This is a genomic window from Undibacterium sp. GW821-FHT07F11 (assembly GCF_059418665.1).
The window spans coordinates 152,503-175,744 of record NZ_JBWKQH010000013.1 but is presented as its reverse complement, the minus strand read 5'-3'; the positions used below and the strand labels follow the sequence as shown (position 1 = coordinate 175,744).

The window sequence follows — 23,242 nt, the reverse complement described above, 5'->3', positions numbered from 1 at the left end:
GAGTGGTAGTTCAGTTGGTTAGAATACCGGCCTGTCACGCCGGGGGTCGCGGGTTCGAGCCCCGTCCGCTCCGCCAGTTATAAAGAAAAAAGACAAGCAATGCTTGTCTTTTTTTTCGTCCACATTTTCCGGTAACCCAGGCAAGCATCAACGTTGCTCCACGAACGCCGCTGGAGCGCCAGCCCGGTAGCCTCCTGCCTGAGCAGGAGCGACGGTATTAAGTTTTCAGGTTGAAATACCGGCATACGAATACAAGGGCTTGAACTCTCCCAACATTTCATCAAAAGCACAGAGGCTGCTGGCAGCCAGTGGCCCAGATTATAAGAAAGTCAGCCTCGACCCCAACGCTCCAGCAAAGACTGGAGCCCGTGTCGTTGTTTGATGTGTCGTGCGGTGAGCAAGATAGCGTTCGACAATGAAGAAGCGGCGAGGAAGCGCTACGCCCTGAAAATAAGATAAACCCAAGCAACAGAGTAAGAACAAAGAGCGCATATCGTTATATTGCCGTTCATTGCGCAATGAAGGCTGCTTGCAAGCAGCTTGCCTTTCTTCTGTACCTCTGTATTGGGAGCACTTAAAGTGGGTCATTAGTGCTGCACGCAAAGCAAAACCCCCGCCCAAATACTTGAGCGGGGGTTTTATGAGGCAAGAAGCGTCAGTTCATCACGCAGCCTGTGCGCTATCCATCTCACCATCCAGTGCAAACACTACATCGCTGAGCAAGCTTGCCAGCTCGGCAGTCATTAGCACAAAGTCCGCATCAAAACGCTCTTCTTCATTACTACCCTTGTCCTTGCTTTCATCGAGCACATCCAGTGGCTTAATGCGCTTGATTGTCAATGTGTCGGTCAGGACAAAGCTGACCTTGTCGTCCCAGGTCAGAGCCAATTTGGTGCATTGTTTGCCAGCGGTAATATGCTTCTGGATATCGTCGGGTTCCAGTGTATAGCGAACATAACGCACGGTAGCCTTGTCTTCGGTCGAAGACTTGAGTTCTGTATCCTGGTCTATGGTAAAACCCTTGGGGGCTTCATTGCCAGCCAGCCAGCCTGTCATGGCTGCCTGTGGAGAAGTTTTGGTACGCAGGCCTTCGAGTGGCAGCTTGTCGCAGCATTTCAGTAAGAGCTTGATGACTTCATCTGCCTTGGATGGGCTGGAAGCATCGATGACCAGCCAGCGGTTTACCGGATCTATCCAGACATTGGTATTGCGCTTGACGCCAAAGGCGCGTGGCAGTAGCTCTTCCGTGATGCGCTCTTTCAGGTCTTTCATGGCCTTGCGGCCAGGTGCGAAGCCTTGTTCTTCTTCTATTTCCAGCGCACGGGCCTTGGTTACCTGATTGATAACGCTGGAAGGCAGCAATTTCTTTTCTGTCGCCAGCGAAATCAGGAACTGCTGATTGACGCTATGCACCAGTTGGTCATTATTGCGTGGCGATGCCCAGCCCTGGCTTTGCATCTCATTCGAAGCACATTGTGAGAAGGCGATGCGTGACAATTGGGTATGTAACTCCTCGGCAGTGATCTTCCAGGGAGTTGTCAGACGAAAAACTTGCAGATTCTTGAACCACATAGCGTATCCAGACGAAGAAAACCTAGCATTCTACACGTCTGCGCTGGGCCACTCACGACCAAAAACACCTCTTTCGCGGCAAGAAGTAACGCTTCGTCGCTTTCTGGCATACAGCCCGCACCAGCTTTGCAATACTTCTTCCATCGCAGTAAAACAAACACCCGAATCTACACTGACAGCACTCAAGGAGATCATCATGTTGAACCAAATCATCAGTAACACACCAATCTATGTATGGGCAATTCTGGGCTTTCTGGCATTTCGGGGTATCAAGTCCAGCGTAGACAGGGAATTGAAAGTCAGGACTATCGTTATCATCCCTCTGGTGATGCTGGCATTGTCGATACAAGGTATCTTGTCTGGTTTCGGCGCGGATCCTGTCGTACTGGCAGCATGGTTGGCGACGATGACTGTTGGTGCAGCTATCTCATGGAGTCTCGTCAATGACAATAATGTACGCATTCTGGCAGACAAGGGCACGGTGTTTTATCGTGGTAGCTGGGCACCACTGATCATGATGATGGCTATTTTTGTCATGAAATACATCGTCAATGTGGCTTTGCATGTGAATCCTGCCTTGCACACGAATACGCTGTTTGCTGTTACCAGCACTGCCTTGTTCGGTTTGTTTAACGGTTTGTTCCTGGGCAAAATGCTGCATGTGCTGATCATGTACAAACAAGCATTGTCTGCAAACTCCGTATTTACAAACTCTGCCGCAGCATAAAACGCGATGGAGCGTGAGGATGAGTAGTAATTGGTAACAAGAAGATGCAAGATTCGCTTGCGGCATCTCAGACAGGGGCAGGGTGAGACAGTATAATGTCCCCTGTCCTTATTTTATTTATTGTCAAAATACAATAAAAATTCTGTGCCATGCTAGCTGAACAAAAACAAGAATTACTGAAACTCTTCCAGAACGCGGTCGAACCCCTGCTGGTGGGTTCTGAACTCAATCCGACTATCTTGCTGGAGCGCCCGCGTGATCCTTCCCATGGTGATGCGGCTTGTAATATCGCCATGCAGATCGCCAAGCCGCTGCGCAAGAATCCGCGTGAACTGGCTCAGGCTATCGTTGCAGCAGTTGAGGCACAAAATCATCCGCTGGTTGCCAGTGTAGAGATCGCCGGCCCAGGCTTTATCAATATCCGCCTTACTGCGGCTGCCAAGCAGTCAGTCGTCAGCAATATCTTGCAAAAGGGCGCTGAATTTGGCAAAAGCCAGCGCGGTGCAGGTGAAAAAGTGGTGGTGGAATTTGTTTCTGCCAACCCCACCGGCCCGCTGCATGTGGGCCATGGCCGTCAGGGTGCATTGGGTGATGCCTTGTCTGCCTTGCTGGATGCGCAAGGCTATGACGTCAGTCGTGAGTTTTATTATAACGATGCGGGCGTACAGATCAATAACCTGGCTTTGTCAGTGCAAGCACGTGCCAAAGGTTTTGCGCCAGGCGATGCGAACTGGCCAGAATCTGCCTATAACGGCGACTATATCGCCGATATTGCACAGGATTTTTTAGCGAAACAGACAGTTTCTGCCGGCGATTGTCCTCCGGTGACTGCCAGTGGCGATGTTGACGATATCGACTCCATACGCCAGTTCAGTGTGACTTACCTGCGTCGTGAGCAGGATGCAGACTTGCTGGCTTTTGGCGTCAAATTCAATAATTACTATCTTGAGTCTTCACTGTACAAAGACAACAAGGTAGAGACTACGGTTACCGCGCTTAAGGCTGCTGGCAAGACCTATGAACAGGAAGGTGCCCTGTGGTTGCGCACCACTGACTATGGTGACGATAAAGATCGCGTCATGAAAAAGTCGGATGGCACTTATACTTACTTCGTCCCCGATGTGGCTTACCACGTCACCAAATGGGAGCGCGGTTACCGCAAGGCCATCAATATCCAGGGTAGTGACCACCACGGCACCATTGCCCGTGTGCGCGGTGGCTTGCAGGCCTTGAATGTTGGTATACCGCAAGGCTACCCAGACTACATCCTGCACAAGATGGTCACCGTCATGAAGGATGGTGCCGAAGTCAAGATATCCAAACGTGCCGGTTCTTACGTCACCGTACGTGACCTGATCGAATGGTCTGGTGGCGGCGAAGAGCAGCGTGGCCGTGACGCCGTGCGTTTCTTCCTGATTTCCCGCAAGGCAGATACTGAATTTGTCTTTGATGTCGACGTTGCCCTGGCGCGTTCTGAGCAAAACCCGGTGTTCTATGTGCAATATGCCCACGCCCGGATTTGCCGCATGCTGGAACAGTTTTCTACTGATGAAACGGCATATGCTTCACTGACTACAGTTGATTTATCACCGCTGACAGCGCCAAGTGAAGCCAGTTTGCTGACCAAATTGGCCGAATATCCCGAAGTACTGGAAAAAGCACTCGATGAACTGGGCCCGCATCAGGTGGCGTTTTACTTGCGTGAGCTGGCTGGCGAATTGCATAGTTATTATTTTGCCGAAAAGGTTTTGGTTGAAGATGAAGCAATCAAACTGGCCCGGTTGGCACTGGTGCTGGCAACCCGTCAGGTCTTGCGCAATGGCCTTGCGTTGATCGGTGTTTCAGCACCAACACAAATGTAAATGTATTGCCTCATCTAGCTAACGAAACTCGTCGGAGACGCATGAAAGCTCAACAAAACGCCCCAAAACAAAAGAATAGCCAGCGCGGCAGTACCCTGACTGGCATCATCATCGGCCTGGTAGTCGGTCTGGCTATTGCAGTGGGCGTGGCCATGGTGATTACCAAATCATCGACGCCATTCACGAATAAAAATGGCAAATCGGACAAGGCGGATGTCCCTTTGACGCAGTTGCAGGATCCCAACAAGCCCCTGTATGGCAATAAGGATGCTGCCAAAGAAGCCAATAAGGAGCTGACAGCCAGCAAACCGGCAGAAACCGTAGCACCACCCAAACCTCCTGAAGCCAAACCGCCTGAAAAAACGGCAGCAGAAAAAGCTGCCGAGCGGGCAGAACGAGCAGAAGCTGCCGCTGCAGCCAAGGCTGAAAATACAGACGAAAAATATATTTACTTTTTGCAGGTTGGTGCGTTTAAGGAACAGGTGGCAGCAGAAAACAGCCGTGCCAAGCTGGCCCTGATCGGTTTTGAAGCGCGTATCGTGGAAAAAACCTCAGATTCCGGCACCATGTACCATGTGCGTCTTGGCCCATATGCGCAATTGGAAACAATGAACCGTACCCGCGCCAGATTGTCAGACAATAGCGTGGATGTTGCGGTAGTGCGCACAGTCAAGTAACGGACAAATAAGTAAGCAATAAGTATTGAATAAGCGATCAGTAAAGGAACCGTGATGCAATTCTTCAGCCAAATCAAACGCCGCATGTTCATGCTTGCCGCCTTGTCTTTGATGACAGCCGCAGCCAGTGCCAGCTCCACAGCACCACAGCCGGGTGTTGAATACCAGGTACTGAAACGTCCTCAGCCTGTAGACAGCGGTAAAAAAATTGAAGTCATTGAATTCTTTGGTTATTTTTGCCCGCATTGCCATGCGCTGGAACCCTTGATTGCTGAATGGGTTAAAAAACAGGGTGATAATATTTCCTTCAAGCGCATACACGTCAATTTTCATGACCTGGTGCCGCAACAAAAACTCTACTTCACCATGGAAGCCATGGGCAAGGCAGATGAATACCATATGAAGGCTTTTACCGCTTTCCACGTAGAACGCAATCGCCTGCAAACCGATGCCGACATCATGGAATTCGTCAGCAAGTCTGGCCTGGACAAGCAGAAATTTTCGGATATCTATAATTCATTCTCTATCACCAGCAAGCTCAGCCGCGCTACCCAACTGGCAAGTGCTTACCAGATTGACGGCGTACCTTCCATCGCAGTTGATGGCCGCTATGTGACTTCGCCCGTGCTGGCAGTAACTACCTCGACGACGCGCGTGACAGAAGAAATACAAAATCGCGCAGTCATACAAGTTCTGGACAGTTTGATCGCCAAGATACAAAAAGAGAAAAATGGCGCACCAGTAGCAGCGCCCGCCGCGGCTTCAGCCAGTGCGGCAGCTTCAGCATCAACAAAAGAGCTAGCCAAAAAGAAATAAATGCTAAGCTTGTGTTAACTAGTCCGCCACTCCGGCGGACTTTTTCATTGGACATCATGAAAACAGTCTTTATCACTGGCGCATCTTCCGGCATAGGCGCTGCGCTTGCCAGGGCCTATGCTGAGCAAGGTGCTACCCTGGGCTTGCTGGCGCGCCGTCAGGAAGTACTGGAAGAACTGCGGCAAAGCTTGCCTAATCCTGGCCAGCATCATATCTATGCAGTGGATGTCACCGACCATGCAGCATTGACCAGGGCGGCGAATGACTTCATGCAGGCAGTCGGGCAGGTGAACGTAGTGATTGCCAATGCCGGTATTTCAGTCGGTACACTCAGCGAGTATGCCGGTGACATCAAGGTGTTTGACAGCGTCTTGCAAACTAACCTGATAGCGACGGTAGCGACTTTTTCACCCTTCATCAATGCCATGAAAACCTATGCGCACACTACCGATTGCCGTCTGGTTGGCATAGGCAGTGTCGCCGGGATCCGGGGCTTGCCGGGTGCAGGTGCCTATTGCGCATCCAAGGCCGCCGTCATCAGTTATTGCGAATCGCTGCGGGTAGAATTGCGTGACAGCGGCATACGCGTCGTGACCATTGCACCGGGCTATATTGATACACCCATGACCAGGGGCAATCCCTACCCCATGCCCTTCCTGATGCCGGTCCAGGCTTTTTGCAACTCTGCATTAGGGACAATTGATGCTGGCAATACTTACCGTGTCATTCCCTGGCAAATGGGCGTGGTCGCCAAGCTGATGCGCATCTTGCCCAACTGGTTGTATGACGCAGTGTTCGCCAGGGCACGCCGTAAACCGCGTGCGGCAGACCAGGCATGAGCATGTTGATTGATGCGCTAGGTACGGTACATCAGCCGTATGTAGCTGAGGCCGGTGCAGACACCGGGGCTGAACCACGTATCGTCAGCCTGGTGCCTTCTGTCACTGAACTGGTTTGTGAGTTGGGCTTGTCACGCTATCTGGTCGCGCGCACCGGTTTTTGCATACATCCCAAATCAGTGGTGCAGGCTATTCCCAAGATAGGCGGGACAAAAGACGTCAATATAGAAAAAATCCGCAAGCTGGCTCCCACTCATCTGATCGTCAACATTGATGAAAATGAAAAGCCAACAGTAGAAGCTCTGGCCAAATTTATCCCTAATGTAGTCGTCACCCATCCGCTGGTGCCGCGCGATAACCTGGCGCTATATCAATTGCTGGGCGGGATATTCGGTGCACAAGAAAAAGCGCAGGATTTGTGTAGCCGGTTCGACCTTGCCTATGCAGCCCTGGATCCCACACCAGCCATTTCTCAGCAAGTCGTATATTGCATCTGGCAAGATCCGTGGATGACCGTTAGCCGCGATACCTATATTGCCGCCATGCTGGCCCTGATAGGCTGGCAAACCTGGTCACCTTCAAATAGCATTTTGCGTTATCCCGGCTTTCAGTGGGCTAGTGCGCTGCAACATCCCATCGACAGGGTATTGCTGTCGACTGAACCTTACCGCTTCACCGAAAGCCATGTGGATGCACTGGAGAAACAGCTGGGCTTGCCCGTACAACTGGTCGATGGCGAAATGTTGTCATGGTACGGCAGCAGGGCGATTGCCGGTTTGCAATACCTGAAGCAGTTAGCCAAGCAATAAGGTTATGCAATTCTGCGTATCAGCGCCAAATTCGAAATACGTCTATACAATTTACACAAAAATGCCACACTGCATAGCACAATAATTGACACTCTAATATCTGGACAACCATACTTCTGGGCATACCAGTTAAGGTTTTCTATATATTCTTGGAGAAGTTTGTTATGAGTAAGATGCGCAAAGCGATTTTACTTGCCCTGTATGGTGCAAGTGCTGTAACAGTTTTCACCCCGGCCATGGTCAATGCGCAAACTGCTCCTGCAGCAGAAAAAGCGGCTGACCCCGCCATGCAAACCATGACTATTGTTGGCTCCCGTCGCGCCAACACCAGCGCCACCAATACCCCTCTGCCTGTCGATTTTATCTCGGTCTCCAAAGCTGCAGAGCAAGGTGGTCAGTTTGACTTGGCTCAAACGCTGGCAAATATCTCGCCTTCCTTCAATTCCACCCGCCAGACCGGTGCCGATGGTGCCGATCTGGTGGATTCTGCGGCCCTGCGTGGCCTGGGTTCAGACCAGACCCTGGTGCTGGTGAATGGCAAACGCCGTCATACCGTAGCGCTGGTGAACTTGTTCGGTGCCCGTAACCGCGGCAATACCGGTACTGACCTGAATGCGATTCCCGTCATGGCCATCAGCAATGTGCAAGTCTTGCGTGATGGCGCGGCTGCCCAGTACGGCTCTGACGCGATTGCCGGTGTCATGGACATCACTCTCAAGAAAAGCCTGGGTTGCGAAGCCAGCTTTGGTTACAGCCAGTATTCTGTCGGCGATGGTAAAAACTACCTGCCATCAGCCTATTGCGGTATCGCTCTGGGTGAAAAAGGCGTATTGGGTATCACGGTGGAATACACTGATCGTGGCCGCTCCAACCGCGCTGACCCGGGCAACCCACGTACCATTGGTGATACCAAGGTCACCGGCCCTACGGTTTACCTGAATGGTGAAGTACCTAACGGTGGCAATGACAAACTGTATTTCACTCTGGGCACACAGCAACGCAAGGCATCTTCAGCTGCCTGGGCACGCGGTGGTATAGGTTCTGACGACATTCCTTCGCGCAATTCTGCTGCCATGTATCCGAATGGTTTTGTGCCTTATATCAATGGCGATATCAATGACATCTACGGTACCGTAGGCTATAAATGGGACATCGGCGAATGGCGTGCTGACCTGTCGCAGACTTATGGTTTCAATGAACTGAAGTACAACATCAGCAATACCATCAATGCCTCGATTGCCAACAAGGATTTGCTGGCAGGCGGCAAGGGCATCAGCCCCAGCCGTTTTGATGCAGGTGGTTTTTCTTTCTCGCAAGCGACGACTAATCTGGATTTCAGCCGTTTCTTTGACGGTTTCATGAATGGTGTCAATGTCGCCTTCGGCGCGGAATACCGTCGTGAAAACTACAAGATTACTGCCGGTGAACCAGGTTCTTACAATGATGTCGATGGCCTGGGTTTTGGTGGCAATGCTGGAAGCCAGGGTTTCCCCGGCTTCCAGCCTGGTGACCGTACTGACAAAAACAGAAATAGTATCGCTGCCTATGTCGATGTAGAAACCGACATCACAAACCGTTTCAAGCTGCAGACAGCAGTCCGTGGCGAGCGTTATAGCGACTTTGGCTCTACCCTGACTGGCAAACTGGCAGGTAGTTACAAGGTGTCTGATGATGTCCTGATGCGTGGCTCTATCAGCACAGGTTTCCGCGCACCGTCGCTGCAGCAGGTGTATTTCTCATCCACATTCACTGACTTCATCAGCGGCAAGCCCATGGATGTGGTGTTGGCACCAAATGGCGGTGCAGTGGCGAATGCCGCAGGCATACCCAAGCTCAAGGATGAAACCTCGAAAAACTACACTCTGGGTCTGACCTATAAGCCGAACAATGCTTTCGCGATGACGGCTGATTTGTATCGCATCGATATCGCTGACCGCATTGTCTTGTCTGGTCGTTTTGATGCCGACAATTACCCGGCTTTAGGTTCTACTTTGCAGGCGCTGGGTGTAGGCCAGGCACAGTTTTTCGTGAATTCCATCAATACCAAGACCCAGGGTCTGGATTTGACGGCTTCCCACAAAACCAATCTGGGTGCAGGTAAATTGTCTACTTATCTGGGTTTGAACTACAGCAAGACTGAAGTCACGAAAGTCACAGCGCCACCATCCCTGAAAGGCTATGAAGACGTATTGCTGTCTGAACGTGAACGTCTGTTCATAGAACAGGGTGGCCCAAGAATGAAAGCCACTCTGGCCTTCAATTATGACCAGGGGCCATGGTCAGGCGAGTTCAAGGTCATCCACTATGGATCACAAACCCTGGGCACTTTCTCTGGCACAGCCGCTGGTGTACCAAATGCCTACTATGAGCCAAAAACCTCGGCTGACGTGGCTTTGACCTATGCCTTCAATGACACCACCAAGCTGACCATAGGCGGCAATAATGTGTTCAACGTCAAACCTACACGTCAGGACCCGAATGAAACCGACAATGGTTTCTACTATGACAGCGTACAGTTTGGCCTGGGTGGCGCTTCTTACTTCCTGAAACTCTGGAAAAAGTTTTAATCTGTTATTTTAGTAGGTGATGCAAGAGCTATTGCGTTCGCATTAAAAGAATCGGCCTGGATGCATATCAGGCCGATTTTTTTATTTCATAATTCCAGTATACGGAATAATGAATTTCTAAATACGAGGATTCTTTTATTTTCAGGAATAAGGCAAAGTGACACCATTCGCAGTACTGACACGAAACGCGAAATCCCTTAAACCAGATCTGAATGGAAACTCACATGTCCCGCATCACTATTCCTGCAGTAGAACAATCCCCGGCAGCATCACAGGCTTTACTGGCTGCAGTGAACCAGCAATTGGGCATGGTGCCTAATTTGATGAAGCTGGTAGGCAATAGCCCGGCTGCACTGGAAGCTTATTTGTCACTCAGCGGCGCGTTGGCCAAAGGCAGCCTGAGCGCGCAACTGCGTGAACGTATCGCACTGACTGTGGCGGAATACAATGGCTGCGAATACTGTCTGGCAGCGCATGCTTATCTGGGTAAAAATCTGGCGAAACTCAGCGATGCAGACATAGCTGCGGCGCGCAGCGCCGAGGCTGCAGATGCAAAAAGCAATGCGGCTCTGCAATTTGCCCGCCAGGTTGCAGAACAACATGGCCGCGTCAGTGATGCAGCATTGGCTAATGTGCGTGCAGCAGGGTTTGATGAAGCCGCTGTCATAGAAATTGTCGTGAATGTTGCCTTGAATGTATTGACTAACTATGTCAACAACGTCGCTCACACAGACGTGGATTTTCCTGCTGTCAGTTTGCGTTAATTTTAAGGCAGAAAAATCACTATCGAAACAGATCAGGTTTTGTTGGTCAAAGTCACCCCGGCAATGACCAGCAAACCACCTACTATCATGGACGGCAGGATAGGTTCACCCAATATCAGCGCACCCAGGCTGATACCAAATACCGGCACCAGATTATTGAATACCGCGGTGCGTGAAGGGCCTATGCTTTTCACGCCTTCGTAGTACCAGACAAAACCAATCACCGTGCCAAATGCACCCAGATACACCAGCGAAGCCAGTACCTGCCAGCTCATGTGCGCAGGTTCAAAGCGTGGCAATTCCAGTACCGCACCCAGACCCAGCAAGAGCAAGCCCCAAAGTGAAGCGTAAGTCGTGGCTGCGATGGGCGATAGTCCTTTCAGGGCATGCCTGCCTATGATGGTATAGGCGGCCCAGCCACAGATCGCGGTCAGCATGAATAGCTCGCCCTTGCCCAGCGATTGCGATAAATCATGCACGGCACTCATCAAGTCGCCACGGGTAATCACTACTGCTGCACCGGCAAATGCAATCATGATGCCCAGCCAGCGTACCTTGCTCAGTCTTTCACCAAACAGCAAGGCCAGTGCCAGCGCAGTGACTATCGGGTTCAGGGCAACAAACAGGGCAGTGCGTCCGGCTGGCATATTTTCCAGTGCGGCAAAAAAGCACAGGTTATACAAAAAGATGCCAGTCGCACCCAGTGCAAAGGTCGCATGCATTTGCTGTCTGCTGAGTTTGGGCAAGCCACCCTCCAGTCGCCATGCCAGTAATAGCAACAAGACACTGGCGACTGCGAAGCGGATAAAGGCCGCAATCATATGCGGTATCTCTTTGGCGACCAGACGCCCGGCGATGAAGGTGCCACCCCAGAACAGGGCGACACAGACAAGTTTCAGATAAGTGGAGACAGGGGCTTTGTTCACGATGGTCCAGGCTATGCAAAATTGCTTAGCCTACACCAAAATCTGACCCGCTGTTTTTATCTGCGCATGTTGCTCAAGCCTTGCTGGTAAATAACTTCGGCTATCTGTATGGCATTCAGAGCAGCACCCTTGCGCAGATTGTCGCCACTGACGAACATTGCCAGACCATGTGCTACCGTGGGGTCAGGGCGCACCCGGCCAACGAACACAGGGTCGCGGCCAGTCGCCATCAAGGGATTGGGCACTTCCGTAACAATTACGCCAGCGGCACTGTGCAGTAACTCAAGCGCGGCATCTGCAGAAATGTTCTGCTCAAATTCTGCATTGATGGACAGTGAATGTCCCGTAAATACGGGGACGCGCACACAGGTGCAGGAAACATTCAATTCGGGAATACCAAGTATCTTGCGGCTCTCATTACGGAACTTGATTTCCTCTTCAGTATAACCGTCTTCGACAATTTGATAGTTGTAGGGCACGACATTGTATGCAATCGGTACCTGCCATTTCTTCGGCGCGGGAAAGTCTATGCCCTCACCATCATTGACCAGCCTGGTGCAGTCATCACCTGCTTTTTGCAATTGGCTTGCCAGTTCTTCCACGCCCGCAACACCACCACCCGACACAGCCTGATAAGTGCTGACGACCAGACGCCGCAGGCCAGCCTTATCATGCAAGGGCTTCAGCACAGGCATGGCTGCCATGGTCGTACAGTTGGGGTTTGCGATGATGCCCTTGGGGATATTTGCCAGGTCATGAGGATTGACTTCTGCTACCACCAGCGGTACGGCAGGGTCCATGCGCCAAGCGGATGAATTGTCGATGACCAGCGCGCCCGCAGCCGCGACTATGGGTGCCAGGCGTAATGAGGTGTCTCCACCCGCCGAGAAAAACACGACATCGAGGCCAGAATAATCAGCCGTCGCCGCATCTTCGACGATGATTTGTGTATCTTTCCAGTCCAGTGTTTTTCCGGCAGAGCGCGCAGAAGCAAACAAACGTAGTGAGCGTACCGGGAAGTTGCGCTCTTCCAGCAGCTTACGCATGAATTCACCGACCAGGCCAGTCGCGCCGACTACGCCTACATGCATGCCATGTGGGTAGCGCTCAAGCGACAGGACAGAGCGTGCCGGTCGCGGTGGGCTGGCTATTGAAGCCTGATGGTCTTGACGATTTTGATTGTCAGAATATGATGCCATGTAAATCTCCTTAAAGTGGCCGGGAGACAGGCATCAATCTATATGCACCCGCCTCGTAGGCGGGTTGCGAAAAAATGAAAAAGCGCTAACCCACCATTGCGATAATGGTGGTCTTAATGCTCAGAGTGGATGCAAATGTGCTTTTCATGAATTGATGGTAACAGACTTGATAAAGACGATCAAGCAGGCCCCTGCTTACCTGATTTCCAGCAGCAGGACGCCGCGTGCAGGCACTTTTATTTTCTGCGCCATTTCAAATTCCTGTCCACTGAATACATCTTTAGCCTTTGCACTCGTGGTTAATATTTCGGCAAAGCGCGCTGTCACCAGCTCTGTATCGGCAGTATTTTTATTCATCACCACCATGAACTTGCGCTTCTGGTCATAGCGGAAATATACATAGATACCATCCTGTGGCGCAAAGTGCATGAGTTTGCCGCTGTGGATGGCGCTCTGGGTCTTGCGCCAGGTCAGCAGTTTTTTGATAAAGGTCTGCGCTTCCAGTTGTCTGGCAGTCAACCCTGCACCTGTGAAAGCATTCAGTGCATCATCTGCCCAACCACCCGGAAAGTCTTTTCGAAAAGCGCCATCATCCCTGTGCTTGGTACTGGTCATCAAAATCTCGGTGCCATAGTAAAACTGTGGCGTGCGCGGCATGGTGGCGACATAGGTGATCGCCATCTTGAACAAATCCAGGTCTTCATCCAGGGCGCTGTACAAACGGCTGACATCATGATTGCCCTCAAACAGTACCATAGACGATGGTTGCGGATAAAGCTGGTCATTGATCAGCGCTTCATACAAAGTGGCAAAACCGGAATGCAGGTTCTCTGGCGCCACCAGGGCTTTGCGCAGTGTGTCATGCAAGGGGTAATCCATCATGCTGGGCATGTGTGAGACATAGCCATTGGCATTTTTATGCCCGCGCAGCCAGTGTGCTACCAGATTGGGATTATCCGACCACTCTTCACCGACCAGTGTCAGTTGCGGGTATTCCTGCATGACGCGGCGTGACCACTCTGTTAAAAAGGCCGGATCAGAATAGCCATAGGTGTCTGCGCGTATCCCTGCCAGCCCGGCATACTCTACCCACCAGATAGTGTTTTGTATCTGGTAATTCGCCACCAGCGGGTTACGCTGGTTCATGTCTGGCATATGTACTTCAAACCAGCCCTGGGTGAAATTCTTTTTATCGATGGCAGATGCATACGGGTCACTGACCGTGGTGCGCGCATGATAGGTGGGTACAAATTCACTGCTGTAGCTGAGCCAGTCTTTGCCGGGTAAATCTTTCATCCACCAGTGGCCGTCACCGATATGATTCAGCACGATATCCTGGATCACGCCTATGCCCTTCTTTTTGGCTTCGGCCACCAGCTGGAGATATTCTTCATTGCTGCCCAGGCGTGCATCGACCTTGTAATGGTCGGTAGCCGCATAGCCATGGTAAGAATATGTCTGCTGATTATTCTCCACTACCGGCGTAGGCCAGAGCATGGTGTATCCCATACTGGCGATATAGTCGAGGTGATCGCGTATCCCCTTGAGGTCACCACCATGGCGGCTGGCGCTGGCGTCATTGCGGTCTAGCTTGTCGGCAAAGCCGGGCAGGCTGTCATTACCGGTATCGCCATTGGCAAAACGGTCAGGCATGAGATTCAGGATTGCGTCTGTCGGGCCAAAGCCGCGCCGTTCTGCTGAACCTTTTTCACGTGCCTTGAGTTCGTAGGGAATGCCAAATTTTTGTCCCCCATGCTGCATACTGATATTGAATTTACCCGCGCGAGTGCCTGGTGAAATCTGTAAATCCAGAAACAGATAATTGGGGTTGCTGAGCTTGCGCACGTCCTTGATTTGCACGCCAGGGTAATCAATGTGTGGTGTGTAGGTGGCAATTTCTTTGCCGTGCAACATGACTTGCAGCTTGTCACTCTTCATTCCTACCCACCAAAAGCCGGGTTCTACATGTTCCATGGCTGGCTGTGCCTGCACAAATGCCGGTAGCAAGGTCAGCAAGCTGATGAACAGCCGTACTAAGGCTCTGGTTTTCATGCGGTCTCCTGGGGAATAGGTATTGTTTATGTACTTAAACTACATTTTTTCATTTATTTTAATTTATTAAGCTTTATTTAGGTGATTTAATTAGTGTTTTATTCATATGGATTATGTATTTTAATTACATAAATTCCAATGTCTGAAGCCAGGTATCATATTCCAAAGCTGGAACTGGCGCTGGAAATTGCCTCTTTTTTGGGCTTTACTCAGGCACTTTGTTTGATATTTTCTACCTATCAAATCAGGCTGAGCGGCCTCAGCAAAAGTAAGGGTGATAGCTATCTAAAGCGCAGCCCCATCCCGGGAGGATATATGCAAGACATTTCAAACTTAAATTCGATTTTCAGCGACGTACAGGCTTTGCAAAGCAAGCTGAAGTCCAGACTGGCTGATGCAGAGCAGAGTGCAGACAAGTTCAAAGCGGCCCTGCAGGCAGCAGTCAAGCCAGAAACCAAAGCTGATCTGGTGAGCGCCATCAAGGAAAAAGCCGCTGGCCTCAGTACCGATACCCAGACTACAGACCTGGCAGCGCAGATACAATCCACACTGGCAGCTTTGCGTGAGCAATTGCAGGCACCTCAGCCTGCGGCTGTACCTGTGGCAGCCCCTATTGCAACAGCAGCCAGCGCGGCGACAAGTTCAACGACAAGCTCAACAGCGCTTGACAGTGTCAGTGACACTGCTGCCAGCAGTAAAACTACGGCTACCGCAAGCACACCCGCAGCCACACCGCCGGCTGCGCCCACCACAACCATTGCGGCAGTCAACCCTACCCACGCCGCTTACAGAGTGTATGACCCGGCTAATCCAGCGGCTTTTGCCATGCCTTCCAATCCTGGTGGTGGTCCCAATCTGCTGGCGGCAGATCTGGTCTTTAATCCTGATCCAAGACCAGATTCAGTAAATTCTATCAAGCGCCCGACAGCAGAACAGGGTTCTGTCGAATGGGGTGAGCAATTGAAGAATTATGAAGTCGCTTATGAAAAATTGAGCAAGGAGAATAACGTCTGGAACCAGAAAAACATACAGATGCGTAACCAGACGCTGGCGGCTTCACCTTATGCAGCATTTGTCACTACCAGTGGTGGCGTTAATCTGGCGGCACAATCCGATCCTTTCTATCTGGCCTCTCTGGCAGACCCGACCAGAGCACCAGCTTAGTTGTCAATTTTGCAGGCTCACTTCTTGCCCGGGTAAGCCTGCTCCCGATTTTCGTGCCGCAGCAAACCTCCCTGAATTGAGTGATGCAGCAAAGTGAAAACTCGTAAAATCCCCCGTTTTGCTCCCATTTCACGCTCGTAATCTACGATAATGAATTGTATAAAGCTAGAACGCATCTCACCCTATTTATGAAATGAGTTCTACTAAAAATATCCGAGACAAATTGCGCAGCCGCGCATGGCTTAGGGGCAATCATGAGTTTCCGGGTGAAGTTCAATCTGGTCTTATTGCTGACTTTTGCACTGGCATTGCTACTGGCGACAGCCTATTATAAAAACGAAGTCCAGAAGGCCACGCTGGAAGAAGTCAAGCACGAGGCCAGGCTCAGCTTGCAAGCCGCACTGGCGATACGCTCCTATTCTTCCCAGCATGTCAAAGCCGATTTTAGTCAGGGACAATTCAAGCCTGACGATATTCCGGCATTTGTGACCATGGAAACCATGCGTCTGCTGTTTGAAAAATACCCTGGCTACCAATATTCCGAAACAGTATTAAACCCCCTGAATCTTGCCAACATGGCGCGTGAACCCTGGATCAGGGAAGTCATAGATAATTACCGGTCTGGCCGCACTCCCTATGCGGATGCAGAAATCACGACTTATGTACGGGATAAAACCTTGCATCTGGTCAGGCCCATCAAAATCCGCGATGTCACCTGCATGGCTTGTCACGGCAAAGTCGCAGATGCACCGGCTGGCATGGTCAGGATTTATGGCAATACCCATGGCTATGGCTGGAAGATGGATGAAATCGTCGGTGTGCAAACCGTGACTGTGCCGCTGGACAGATCAAGAGAGCGCAGTGCAGCGGCTTTTCAACGCTTCCTGTGGCCACTGGTGGCAGTGTTTACGCTGTTGTTTGCTACCTTGAATATCTTGCTGCAATACTGGGTATTGAACCCTCTGAGCAGGCAAAACCTGAACCTGAATCGTCTGGCGACAACAGACTCGCTGACAGGCATCTTGAACCGGCGCGCCTTCATGGATCAGTTCCAGCTAGAAATGGAAGCCGCCCGCTACAAGTCTGAACCCTTGTCGGTGCTGGTATTTGACCTTGACCATTTCAAGGCCATCAATGACACCCATGGCCATGCCCAGGGTGATCAGGTCTTGCGTGCTACGGCAAATCTGGTCAAGGGAGCGTTGCGCTCGAATGATCAACTGGCGCGCATAGGTGGCGAAGAATTTGCCCTGCTCTTGCCACACACCAGCACTGCGGGTGCCCAGGGGCTGGCAGAAAATCTTCGCAAGCTCATGGAGCATCAAAGTCTGCAAGACTCCCCGGCCACGACAGGCAGTTTTGGCATCGCCACCTGGGATGGTCGGGAAAGCCGTGAACGTTTATTGAAGCGTGCCGATGAAGCCATGTACGCTGCCAAAGCCGCAGGCCGCAATTGCATCGTCGCTGATGAAGGCCGCGTGAAAACTACCTGAAAAAATATTTTTCATTTTGCTGGAATAAAGTCTGGCCGGCTTACGTATATCCCTGTGTAAGCACTGCACAAAAGCTGCTTGCAAGTGAGCAACCAGTATTATTCCCTTTAAACTATCAGGAGTATGTTGATGAAAACCAGACAAATTTGCCTTGCCCTGTTGACCAGCGCCGCCTTCATTTGCGGGTTTGCACAAGCCCAGTCTGCACCCAAGGTCGCGGATGGCGTGCTTGTCAGTGATACAGGTATGACTTTATACAGCTTCGACAAGGATGTGGCCGGTAGTGGCAAAAGCACTTGCAATGGACCTTGCGCGGCTAACTGGCCGCCGGTAGCTGTGCCAGCCAAACTGCCGTCCGGTAAATATTCTGTCGTCACCCGCGATGATGGCAGCACACAACTGGCCTATGACGGCAAGCCTTTGTACTTGTATGCGGCTGATAAAAAAGCGGGTGAGCGCACTGGTGACAATTTTAAAAATGTCTGGCACCTGGTCAAGGAATAAAGCATGCCCTGCCTTATCGGCGTTACGTCTCTTGGTGCCTGACAAATGAGTCAGACGGACAGCCGCAGCCAGTTATTGGCCTGCATCCCCCGCCTGCGTCGCTATGCCCGTGCGCTGGTGGGTGACAGGGCGGGTGCGGATGATCTGGTGCAAGACACCATGGAACGCGGCTGGCTAAAACTGGGGTCTTTCTTGCCCGATGGTGATATGCGGGCCTGGCTGTTTTCCATCATGCACAATCTGCGGCTGGATCAATTGCGCAAGCCATCGCTGACTACGGTAGAGCTTGATGATGAAGACAAGTCCTTGCCTGCACAAGCCGCCAGCCAGAGCCATGGATTGGAGTTGCGCGACCTGCAAGCGGCATTGATGCAATTGCCGCTGGAGCAGCGCGAAGTATTATTGCTGGTCGTGCTGGAAGAAATGCGCTACGAAGAAATTGCCCTGACCCTGGATATTCCCCTCGGAACCATGATGTCACGCTTGTCGCGTGGCCGTGAAAAACTGCGCGCCATCATGGAAATGCGCCCCACCAGTACAGTCTTGAAAGTCGTCAAGTGAACAAGGCCAGATCATGAAACATGAGCCCATCTGCGAAGCGGACCTGCATGCCTATGTAGACGGCCAATTGCCTGCTGCGCGTCTGGCCGAGGTAGAAAGCTATCTGCAGGCGAATCCGGCTGAGCAGGAAAAAGTGTCTGCCTGGCGCAAACAGAATGCTGATCTGCATGCCTTGTTTGATGCCGTTGTTGATGAACCTGTTCCTGCCCGACTGCTCAAACCAACTGCTATTGCAGCCAATCAGCCTGTATGGGGCTGGCGTCATCTGGTAGCCGGTATCGCCATCGCTTTCGTCAGTGCCAGTAGTGGCTGGTGGTTGCATGCGCACAGTGATGCAAGTACAGTGCTGGCCCTGGCTGAGGTGCAAAAAAACGGTATCCATGGCGCAGCAGGTTTTGCCCATCAGGCTGCCGTTGCCCATCTGGTTTACAGTCCCGACGTACGCCGCCCGGTAGAAGTGGGGGCAGAGCAGGAAGAGCAACTGGTTGCCTGGTTATCCAGGCGCATGGGCAGCCCCATGCGTGCACCCAAGCTGGGTAAGTTATCGTATGAGCTGGTCGGTGGCCGCCTTTTGCCAGGCGGCACTGGTCCGGTCGCCCAGTTCATGTATCAGGACGCGACCGGACAGCGCCTGACCCTGTATGTCAGCAATGACCAGGTACAAAACAAGGATACCGGTTTCAAATTCCTGCAAGATGGCAAGATCAATGTGTTTTACTGGGTAGACGGCAAGTTTGGCTATGCCTTGTCGGGCAGTGTCAGCAAAACTGAATTGGCGCGCATTTCCAATGCTGTTTATGAACAGCTGGCGGTGCAGTAAGTACGCCCCAGGCAATCGTCCACATTCATTCAGGCAGAACTAATTTTCGTGCTGACAGTCTTAACAGCTGTCTTTGTTCTGTCGTACCCATATATGGATTGCCACCCGGTTCAGCTTTTTCCCAGGAGTATTCACTATGAAGCTCAGTCTTAAGGCCTTGCTGTTTGCTTGTTATCTGCTGGCCAGCACAGCCCAGGCGCAACAAGATCCAGCCTTGTTTCAGCCCGGCCTCATTTCCGATGGTGGTGTTTTTGGCTTGGCTTTATCCCCGGATGGGAATCAGGCATTTTGGGTGCAATCGCAAGGTCGGCGCGAAGCTTTGCGCATCATGAGTTCATCCAGGGTCAATGGAGTTTGGCAGACACCGCAGGTGGCGAGTTTTTCAAAAAACACAGCATGGAAAGACATTGACCCGGCTATCAGCCCTGATGGCAAGACCCTGATTTTCCAGTCCAACAGGCCTGTACCGGGCAAGCCTGAGCGCAAGGGTTTTGATATCTGGGCGGTCAGCAAGATCGCTGAGGGTTGGGGTGAGGCCTATCACCTGGGGAATATTATCAATACCGATGCTTCTGAATCTTCAGCTTCGATTGCTGCCAATGGCAATATCTATTTTATGAAGAATAATGAAGATGCAGTCCAGCAATCCGATTTATATGTATCCCGCTTCATCAATGGTGCTTACCAGGTGCCCGAAAATCTGGGCGCGCCAATCAATAGCATTGAGCGTGAATCGAACCCTTACATTGCACCGGACGAAAGCTATCTGATCTATTTTTCGACCAAACCGGGTGGTTATGGCGATGTCGATTTATATATCAGCTTCCGTGAGCAGGGAAAATGGACTGAGGCTGTCAACCTGGGGCAACCCATTAATTCAGTGGCAGCCGAATTTTGCCCTCTGGTGCATCAGGGACGCATTTATTTGTCACGACAAGTTAAACAAGGTGACAGGTTCATCGAAAATATCTATTCTTTCCCCTTTGATGCCGAACAGTACAGAACCAGGCGCTGAAGCGGGAAGATTGCAGCCGGTGCTATGATGCCGTTTGCTAAGGACAGGATATTTGCATGAAAAATTTTTGGCGGCTACAGCGCTATATCGGCGTGATTTCAGGATTGTTGACCGCATTTGCGGGATTTTCACTTGTCAGTAATGCCCTGGCGGCACCGGCAGCGATTCCTGCTTACAGCTATGAAGTGGTACACACTTATCCACATGATCCGAATGCCTTTACCCAGGGCCTGTTTTTTAAAGATGGTTTTTTGTATGAGAGTACGGGTTTGCAAGGCCGCTCTACCGTACGCAAGCTCAGGCTGGAAACTGGCGAAGTGTTGCAAAAAATGGATTTGCCCAGGCAAATTTTTGGTGAGGGCATCACCTGGTGGGACAAGCGCATTATAGGCATCACCTGGACTACTCAGGCGGGCTATGTGCTTGATCTGGACACTTTCGCTTTTCAAAAAGAATTCACCTACAAAGGTGAAGGCTGGGGTCTTGCACGCAATGATAAAGAAATCATCATGAGCGATGGCACCTCAGAATTACGCTTCCTCGATCCACTTACTTTACGCGAAACCCACCGCGTCAAGGTGACTGCTGATGGCAAGGCCGTAGATCAGTTGAATGAACTTGAATGGGTAAAGGGCGAGATTTTTGCCAACATCTGGCAAACCGATAACATCGCCCGTATCGATCCAAAGACCGGCAAGGTCGTTGGCTGGATCAATTTGAATGGCTTGCTGCCCATGGGCGACCGCATCATGGGTAACCCGGATGTGCTGAACGGCATTGCCTACGATGCAGCGAAAGACAGGCTGTTTGTCACTGGCAAATTGTGGCCCAAATTGTTTGAAATCCGTTTGATCAAGCGCTAGACATCATGACGAATAAAATACTGCATTGCCTGGCTTGCTCTATGATGGGCTTGTTGCTGAGCTCGCTCTCACCACATAGTCTGGCGGCCGATGCCAGGCTGGAAAACCAGCTCATCCTGGCCCTCAAAATCAAACCGGACGGGCAAGACAGGCAGGCCAGATCCAGGCCTGTGATACGGGCTTACCAGCAAGCAGCCTTCATCAGTAAAAAGCCGCAGCAGCGTGCCGACTACATCGATTTTTATCTCTTGCAAAAGCCAGCCAGCTTCATGGGGCATACATTGATTTTGCTGGAAGAAGAGTATATGGATGAGTATGTAGGCTGTTGCGTCAGTCCTGGCATGAGCCTGATGTTAAAGACCAATGCTGATACCCGGGCCGTGCAAGATTTTGCTGACAAGAACGCCTGCACTTTTACCCCGCATGCGGACGTGTTTGACAGGCTCAGAATATTTGGCATTGATCATAAATTGACCAAAGCCGATTACGCTACGCTCAGTTGCCGCGAAAGGGATGCGCAGAAATAAGCAGCCTCAAGTAAGGATGCGTGCTTGTATATGATTGCTTTTTTGTATATAAAGTAAGTCTCGTCGGCCCCGTCGTTTCCATCATGAAAGGAAAGCGTCATGTCTGAGTCTTACCGCAGCCCGTCCGATATTTATCCCAGCCTGATTTATGATGATGCGCCTGCTGCCATAGACTGGCTGGTGCGCGCCTTTGGTTTTACTTGCCGTTTTGTGGTGCCCGGTGAAAGCAACCGTGTAGAACATTCAGAATTGAGCCTGGGCACGGGCGTCATCATGGTCGCCTCGCCCAAAGCCGAGACTCATCATGTCAGCCCTAAATCCCTGACCGGTATTTCGCAGGCGCTCAGCGTCTATGTGGATGACCCGGATGCTCATCATGAAATTGCTATCGCTGCCGGTGCCAGGCTGGTACGACCATTGCAGACGGAAGATTATGGTGCCAGAGGCTATATGGTGCTCGACCCTGAAGGCCATCTCTGGTATTTCGGTAATTATCGTCCAGGTGAATACTGGCAAAGCTGAGCAGACTGAACTCGTTCGCTAAAATTGAGTCAGACAGCAGCACTCTTTTTATACATTCCAGGAGTAAATATTCATGCATAAAGGTAGCTGCCATTGCGGCAAAATCGCATTTGAAGTAGAGGGTGAGATAGGAAGCGCACTCGCCTGTAATTGTTCCATTTGCCAGCGCAAGGGTTCTTTGCTGTGGTTTGTGCCTCGCGATCATTTTCACTTGAAGACACCTGAAGATGCCGTCAGCACCTACGTCTTCAACAAGCATGTGATACAGCATAAGTTTTGCCCGACTTGTGGCATGCATCCCTACGCTGAAGGCGTGGATCCAAAAGGCAATCGTGTGGCAGCTATCAATATTCGCTGTCTGGAAGATATAGACCTGGCGGCCATACCTGTGCATCACTATGATGGCCGGGCTTTATAAGAGAAATAATAAGAGAGATGAAATTAAAGATGAAAAAATACCTGAGCCAGATTTGCCTGTTATGCGCTGTCCTTGGCCTGCATGCCTTGCCAGCTTATTCTGCTAATGTTGCTGGTGCTGCTGACAAAAAACAGGCTGCAGTGATCGCTGAATTGACACGTCAGGCAGATGCCTGGGACAAGGCCATCGTGCGCAGGGACAGGGCTGCAATCGAAGCCAATATGGCAGAAGATTTTCGCCAGATTGATGGTGAGGGTAATGTAGAAACCAAGCCCAGTTTTGTTGACGGACTGGTGTCACCCAAACTGGAAATTGATCCTTATACCGTAGAAGATTTTGAAGTAAGGTTGTACGGTGATGTTGCCCTGTTGACAGGCCGCACCAGGATGACGGGGCGGTATGAGAGCAAACCGTTCAAATCACACTATCGCTACACCGACATTTATATCAAGCGCAATGGAAAATGGAAGATAGTCAGTGTGCAGATCAGCAAAATACCTCAGTAATAGTTAGCGTTAAAAAAATAACCCCGTCGATACGGGGTT

General features: G+C 51.1%; 23 protein-coding genes. 19 read left to right on the top strand and 4 right to left on the bottom strand.

Going from position 1 to position 23,242, the window contains the following annotated elements; all coding sequences use genetic code 11:
• Positions 1-663 precede the first annotated feature (663 nt).
• The gene (locus tag AC07OI_RS27855) at positions 664-1,572 is read right to left on the bottom strand and encodes a recombination-associated protein RdgC (protein WP_492708413.1); all 909 of its coding nucleotides are present in this window, start codon (positions 1,570-1,572) and stop codon (positions 664-666) included.
• A 196-nt stretch (positions 1,573-1,768) separates the two neighbouring features.
• On the opposite strand from AC07OI_RS27855, the gene AC07OI_RS27850 reads away from it, so the two are divergent.
• From AC07OI_RS27850 to AC07OI_RS27815, 8 genes are all read left to right on the top strand, one after another.
• A complete protein-coding gene (locus AC07OI_RS27850; RefSeq protein ID WP_492708415.1) occupies positions 1,769-2,299 on the top strand; it encodes a DUF6622 family protein in 531 nt (176 codons plus the stop codon).
• Between the two features lie 149 nt (positions 2,300-2,448).
• A complete protein-coding gene (gene argS, locus AC07OI_RS27845) occupies positions 2,449-4,161 on the top strand; it encodes an arginine--tRNA ligase (RefSeq protein WP_495259413.1) in 1,713 nt (570 codons plus the stop codon).
• A gap of 41 nt (positions 4,162-4,202) precedes the next feature.
• Positions 4,203-4,838, top strand: coding sequence for an SPOR domain-containing protein (locus AC07OI_RS27840; protein ID WP_492708417.1), 636 nt, complete (start codon positions 4,203-4,205; stop codon positions 4,836-4,838).
• A 54-nt stretch (positions 4,839-4,892) separates the two neighbouring features.
• The gene (locus AC07OI_RS27835) at positions 4,893-5,654 is read left to right on the top strand and encodes a thiol:disulfide interchange protein DsbA/DsbL (RefSeq protein WP_492708418.1); all 762 of its coding nucleotides are present in this window, start codon (positions 4,893-4,895) and stop codon (positions 5,652-5,654) included.
• A 56-nt stretch (positions 5,655-5,710) separates the two neighbouring features.
• Positions 5,711-6,493, top strand: a complete 783-nt coding sequence (locus tag AC07OI_RS27830) for an SDR family oxidoreductase (RefSeq protein WP_495259412.1) — start codon at positions 5,711-5,713, stop codon at positions 6,491-6,493.
• Positions 6,494-6,495: 2 nt separating this feature from the next.
• Positions 6,496-7,302, top strand: coding sequence for a helical backbone metal receptor (locus AC07OI_RS27825; RefSeq protein ID WP_495259415.1), 807 nt, complete (start codon positions 6,496-6,498; stop codon positions 7,300-7,302).
• 164 nt (positions 7,303-7,466) lie between these two features.
• Positions 7,467-9,869 carry a TonB-dependent receptor plug domain-containing protein gene (locus tag AC07OI_RS27820; RefSeq protein ID WP_492708421.1) on the top strand — a complete coding sequence of 801 codons (2,403 nt, stop codon included), beginning with the start codon at positions 7,467-7,469 and terminating at the stop codon, positions 9,867-9,869.
• 224 nt (positions 9,870-10,093) lie between these two features.
• A complete protein-coding gene (locus AC07OI_RS27815; protein ID WP_495259411.1) occupies positions 10,094-10,633 on the top strand; it encodes a carboxymuconolactone decarboxylase family protein in 540 nt (179 codons plus the stop codon).
• A 32-nt stretch (positions 10,634-10,665) separates the two neighbouring features.
• Here the strand turns inward: AC07OI_RS27815 and AC07OI_RS27810 are convergent, their stop codons facing one another.
• From AC07OI_RS27810 to AC07OI_RS27800, 3 genes are all read right to left on the bottom strand, one after another.
• Entirely contained in the window at positions 10,666-11,559 is an 894-nt protein-coding gene (locus AC07OI_RS27810) for a DMT family transporter (RefSeq protein ID WP_495259410.1), read from the bottom strand.
• A gap of 56 nt (positions 11,560-11,615) precedes the next feature.
• Positions 11,616-12,758 (bottom strand): aspartate-semialdehyde dehydrogenase, encoded by a 1,143-nt coding sequence (locus AC07OI_RS27805; RefSeq protein WP_495259409.1) that lies wholly within the window; start codon positions 12,756-12,758, stop codon positions 11,616-11,618.
• Between the two features lie 195 nt (positions 12,759-12,953).
• Positions 12,954-14,810 carry a glycoside hydrolase family 13 protein gene (locus AC07OI_RS27800; protein ID WP_495259408.1) on the bottom strand — a complete coding sequence of 619 codons (1,857 nt, stop codon included), beginning with the start codon at positions 14,808-14,810 and terminating at the stop codon, positions 12,954-12,956.
• 315 nt (positions 14,811-15,125) lie between these two features.
• On the opposite strand from AC07OI_RS27800, the gene AC07OI_RS27795 reads away from it, so the two are divergent.
• The 11 genes from AC07OI_RS27795 (at position 15,126) to AC07OI_RS27745 (ending at position 23,203) form a co-directional block, all read left to right on the top strand.
• A complete protein-coding gene (locus tag AC07OI_RS27795) occupies positions 15,126-15,974 on the top strand; it encodes a hypothetical protein (protein ID WP_495259407.1) in 849 nt (282 codons plus the stop codon).
• A 254-nt stretch (positions 15,975-16,228) separates the two neighbouring features.
• The gene (locus tag AC07OI_RS27790) at positions 16,229-17,467 is read left to right on the top strand and encodes a diguanylate cyclase domain-containing protein (protein WP_495259406.1); all 1,239 of its coding nucleotides are present in this window, start codon (positions 16,229-16,231) and stop codon (positions 17,465-17,467) included.
• Between the two features lie 129 nt (positions 17,468-17,596).
• The gene (locus AC07OI_RS27785; RefSeq protein WP_495259405.1) at positions 17,597-17,971 is read left to right on the top strand and encodes a COG4315 family predicted lipoprotein; all 375 of its coding nucleotides are present in this window, start codon (positions 17,597-17,599) and stop codon (positions 17,969-17,971) included.
• Between the two features lie 45 nt (positions 17,972-18,016).
• A complete protein-coding gene (locus AC07OI_RS27780) occupies positions 18,017-18,532 on the top strand; it encodes a sigma-70 family RNA polymerase sigma factor (RefSeq protein ID WP_495259404.1) in 516 nt (171 codons plus the stop codon).
• Positions 18,533-18,545: 13 nt separating this feature from the next.
• Positions 18,546-19,352: an anti-sigma factor family protein gene (locus AC07OI_RS27775; RefSeq protein WP_495259403.1), complete on the top strand. Its 807-nt coding sequence runs from the start codon at positions 18,546-18,548 to the stop codon at positions 19,350-19,352.
• 136 nt (positions 19,353-19,488) lie between these two features.
• Entirely contained in the window at positions 19,489-20,367 is an 879-nt protein-coding gene (locus tag AC07OI_RS27770; RefSeq protein ID WP_495259402.1) for a hypothetical protein, read from the top strand.
• A 56-nt stretch (positions 20,368-20,423) separates the two neighbouring features.
• A complete protein-coding gene (locus tag AC07OI_RS27765; RefSeq protein ID WP_495259401.1) occupies positions 20,424-21,230 on the top strand; it encodes a glutaminyl-peptide cyclotransferase in 807 nt (268 codons plus the stop codon).
• Positions 21,231-21,235: 5 nt separating this feature from the next.
• Positions 21,236-21,757 (top strand): hypothetical protein, encoded by a 522-nt coding sequence (locus AC07OI_RS27760; RefSeq protein ID WP_492708445.1) that lies wholly within the window; start codon positions 21,236-21,238, stop codon positions 21,755-21,757.
• A gap of 99 nt (positions 21,758-21,856) precedes the next feature.
• On the top strand, positions 21,857-22,279 hold the full coding sequence (locus AC07OI_RS27755) for a VOC family protein (protein ID WP_492708447.1): 423 nt from the start codon (positions 21,857-21,859) through the stop codon (positions 22,277-22,279).
• Between the two features lie 73 nt (positions 22,280-22,352).
• Positions 22,353-22,697 carry a GFA family protein gene (locus AC07OI_RS27750; protein ID WP_495259400.1) on the top strand — a complete coding sequence of 115 codons (345 nt, stop codon included), beginning with the start codon at positions 22,353-22,355 and terminating at the stop codon, positions 22,695-22,697.
• Between the two features lie 29 nt (positions 22,698-22,726).
• Positions 22,727-23,203, top strand: coding sequence for a nuclear transport factor 2 family protein (locus AC07OI_RS27745; RefSeq protein ID WP_492708451.1), 477 nt, complete (start codon positions 22,727-22,729; stop codon positions 23,201-23,203).
• Positions 23,204-23,242: the final 39 nt, after the last annotated feature.

Bases quoted from the DNA above. Each gene is read 5' to 3' on its own strand.
- argS (WP_495259413.1), top strand. From the start codon at position 2,449: ATGCTAGCTGAACAAAAACAAGAATTACTGAAACTCTTCCAGAACGCG.
- AC07OI_RS27775 (WP_495259403.1), top strand. From the start codon at position 18,546: ATGAAACATGAGCCCATCTGCGAAGCGGACCTGCATGCCTATGTAGAC.
- AC07OI_RS27765 (WP_495259401.1), top strand. From the start codon at position 20,424: ATGAAAAATTTTTGGCGGCTACAGCGCTATATCGGCGTGATTTCAGGA.
- AC07OI_RS27830 (WP_495259412.1), top strand. From the start codon at position 5,711: ATGAAAACAGTCTTTATCACTGGCGCATCTTCCGGCATAGGCGCTGCG.
- AC07OI_RS27750 (WP_495259400.1), top strand. From the start codon at position 22,353: ATGCATAAAGGTAGCTGCCATTGCGGCAAAATCGCATTTGAAGTAGAG.
- AC07OI_RS27760 (WP_492708445.1), top strand. From the start codon at position 21,236: ATGACGAATAAAATACTGCATTGCCTGGCTTGCTCTATGATGGGCTTG.
- AC07OI_RS27745 (WP_492708451.1), top strand. From the start codon at position 22,727: ATGAAAAAATACCTGAGCCAGATTTGCCTGTTATGCGCTGTCCTTGGC.
- AC07OI_RS27770 (WP_495259402.1), top strand. From the start codon at position 19,489: ATGAAGCTCAGTCTTAAGGCCTTGCTGTTTGCTTGTTATCTGCTGGCC.
- AC07OI_RS27795 (WP_495259407.1), top strand. From the start codon at position 15,126: ATGCAAGACATTTCAAACTTAAATTCGATTTTCAGCGACGTACAGGCT.
- AC07OI_RS27815 (WP_495259411.1), top strand. From the start codon at position 10,094: ATGTCCCGCATCACTATTCCTGCAGTAGAACAATCCCCGGCAGCATCA.
- AC07OI_RS27850 (WP_492708415.1), top strand. From the start codon at position 1,769: ATGTTGAACCAAATCATCAGTAACACACCAATCTATGTATGGGCAATT.
- AC07OI_RS27805 (WP_495259409.1), bottom strand. From the start codon at position 12,758: ATGGCATCATATTCTGACAATCAAAATCGTCAAGACCATCAGGCTTCA.
- AC07OI_RS27785 (WP_495259405.1), top strand. From the start codon at position 17,597: ATGAAAACCAGACAAATTTGCCTTGCCCTGTTGACCAGCGCCGCCTTC.
- AC07OI_RS27825 (WP_495259415.1), top strand. From the start codon at position 6,496: ATGTTGATTGATGCGCTAGGTACGGTACATCAGCCGTATGTAGCTGAG.
- AC07OI_RS27820 (WP_492708421.1), top strand. From the start codon at position 7,467: ATGAGTAAGATGCGCAAAGCGATTTTACTTGCCCTGTATGGTGCAAGT.
- AC07OI_RS27855 (WP_492708413.1), bottom strand. From the start codon at position 1,572: ATGTGGTTCAAGAATCTGCAAGTTTTTCGTCTGACAACTCCCTGGAAG.
- AC07OI_RS27840 (WP_492708417.1), top strand. From the start codon at position 4,203: ATGAAAGCTCAACAAAACGCCCCAAAACAAAAGAATAGCCAGCGCGGC.
- AC07OI_RS27755 (WP_492708447.1), top strand. From the start codon at position 21,857: ATGTCTGAGTCTTACCGCAGCCCGTCCGATATTTATCCCAGCCTGATT.
- AC07OI_RS27800 (WP_495259408.1), bottom strand. From the start codon at position 14,810: ATGAAAACCAGAGCCTTAGTACGGCTGTTCATCAGCTTGCTGACCTTG.
- AC07OI_RS27790 (WP_495259406.1), top strand. From the start codon at position 16,229: ATGAGTTTCCGGGTGAAGTTCAATCTGGTCTTATTGCTGACTTTTGCA.
- AC07OI_RS27780 (WP_495259404.1), top strand. From the start codon at position 18,017: ATGAGTCAGACGGACAGCCGCAGCCAGTTATTGGCCTGCATCCCCCGC.
- AC07OI_RS27835 (WP_492708418.1), top strand. From the start codon at position 4,893: ATGCAATTCTTCAGCCAAATCAAACGCCGCATGTTCATGCTTGCCGCC.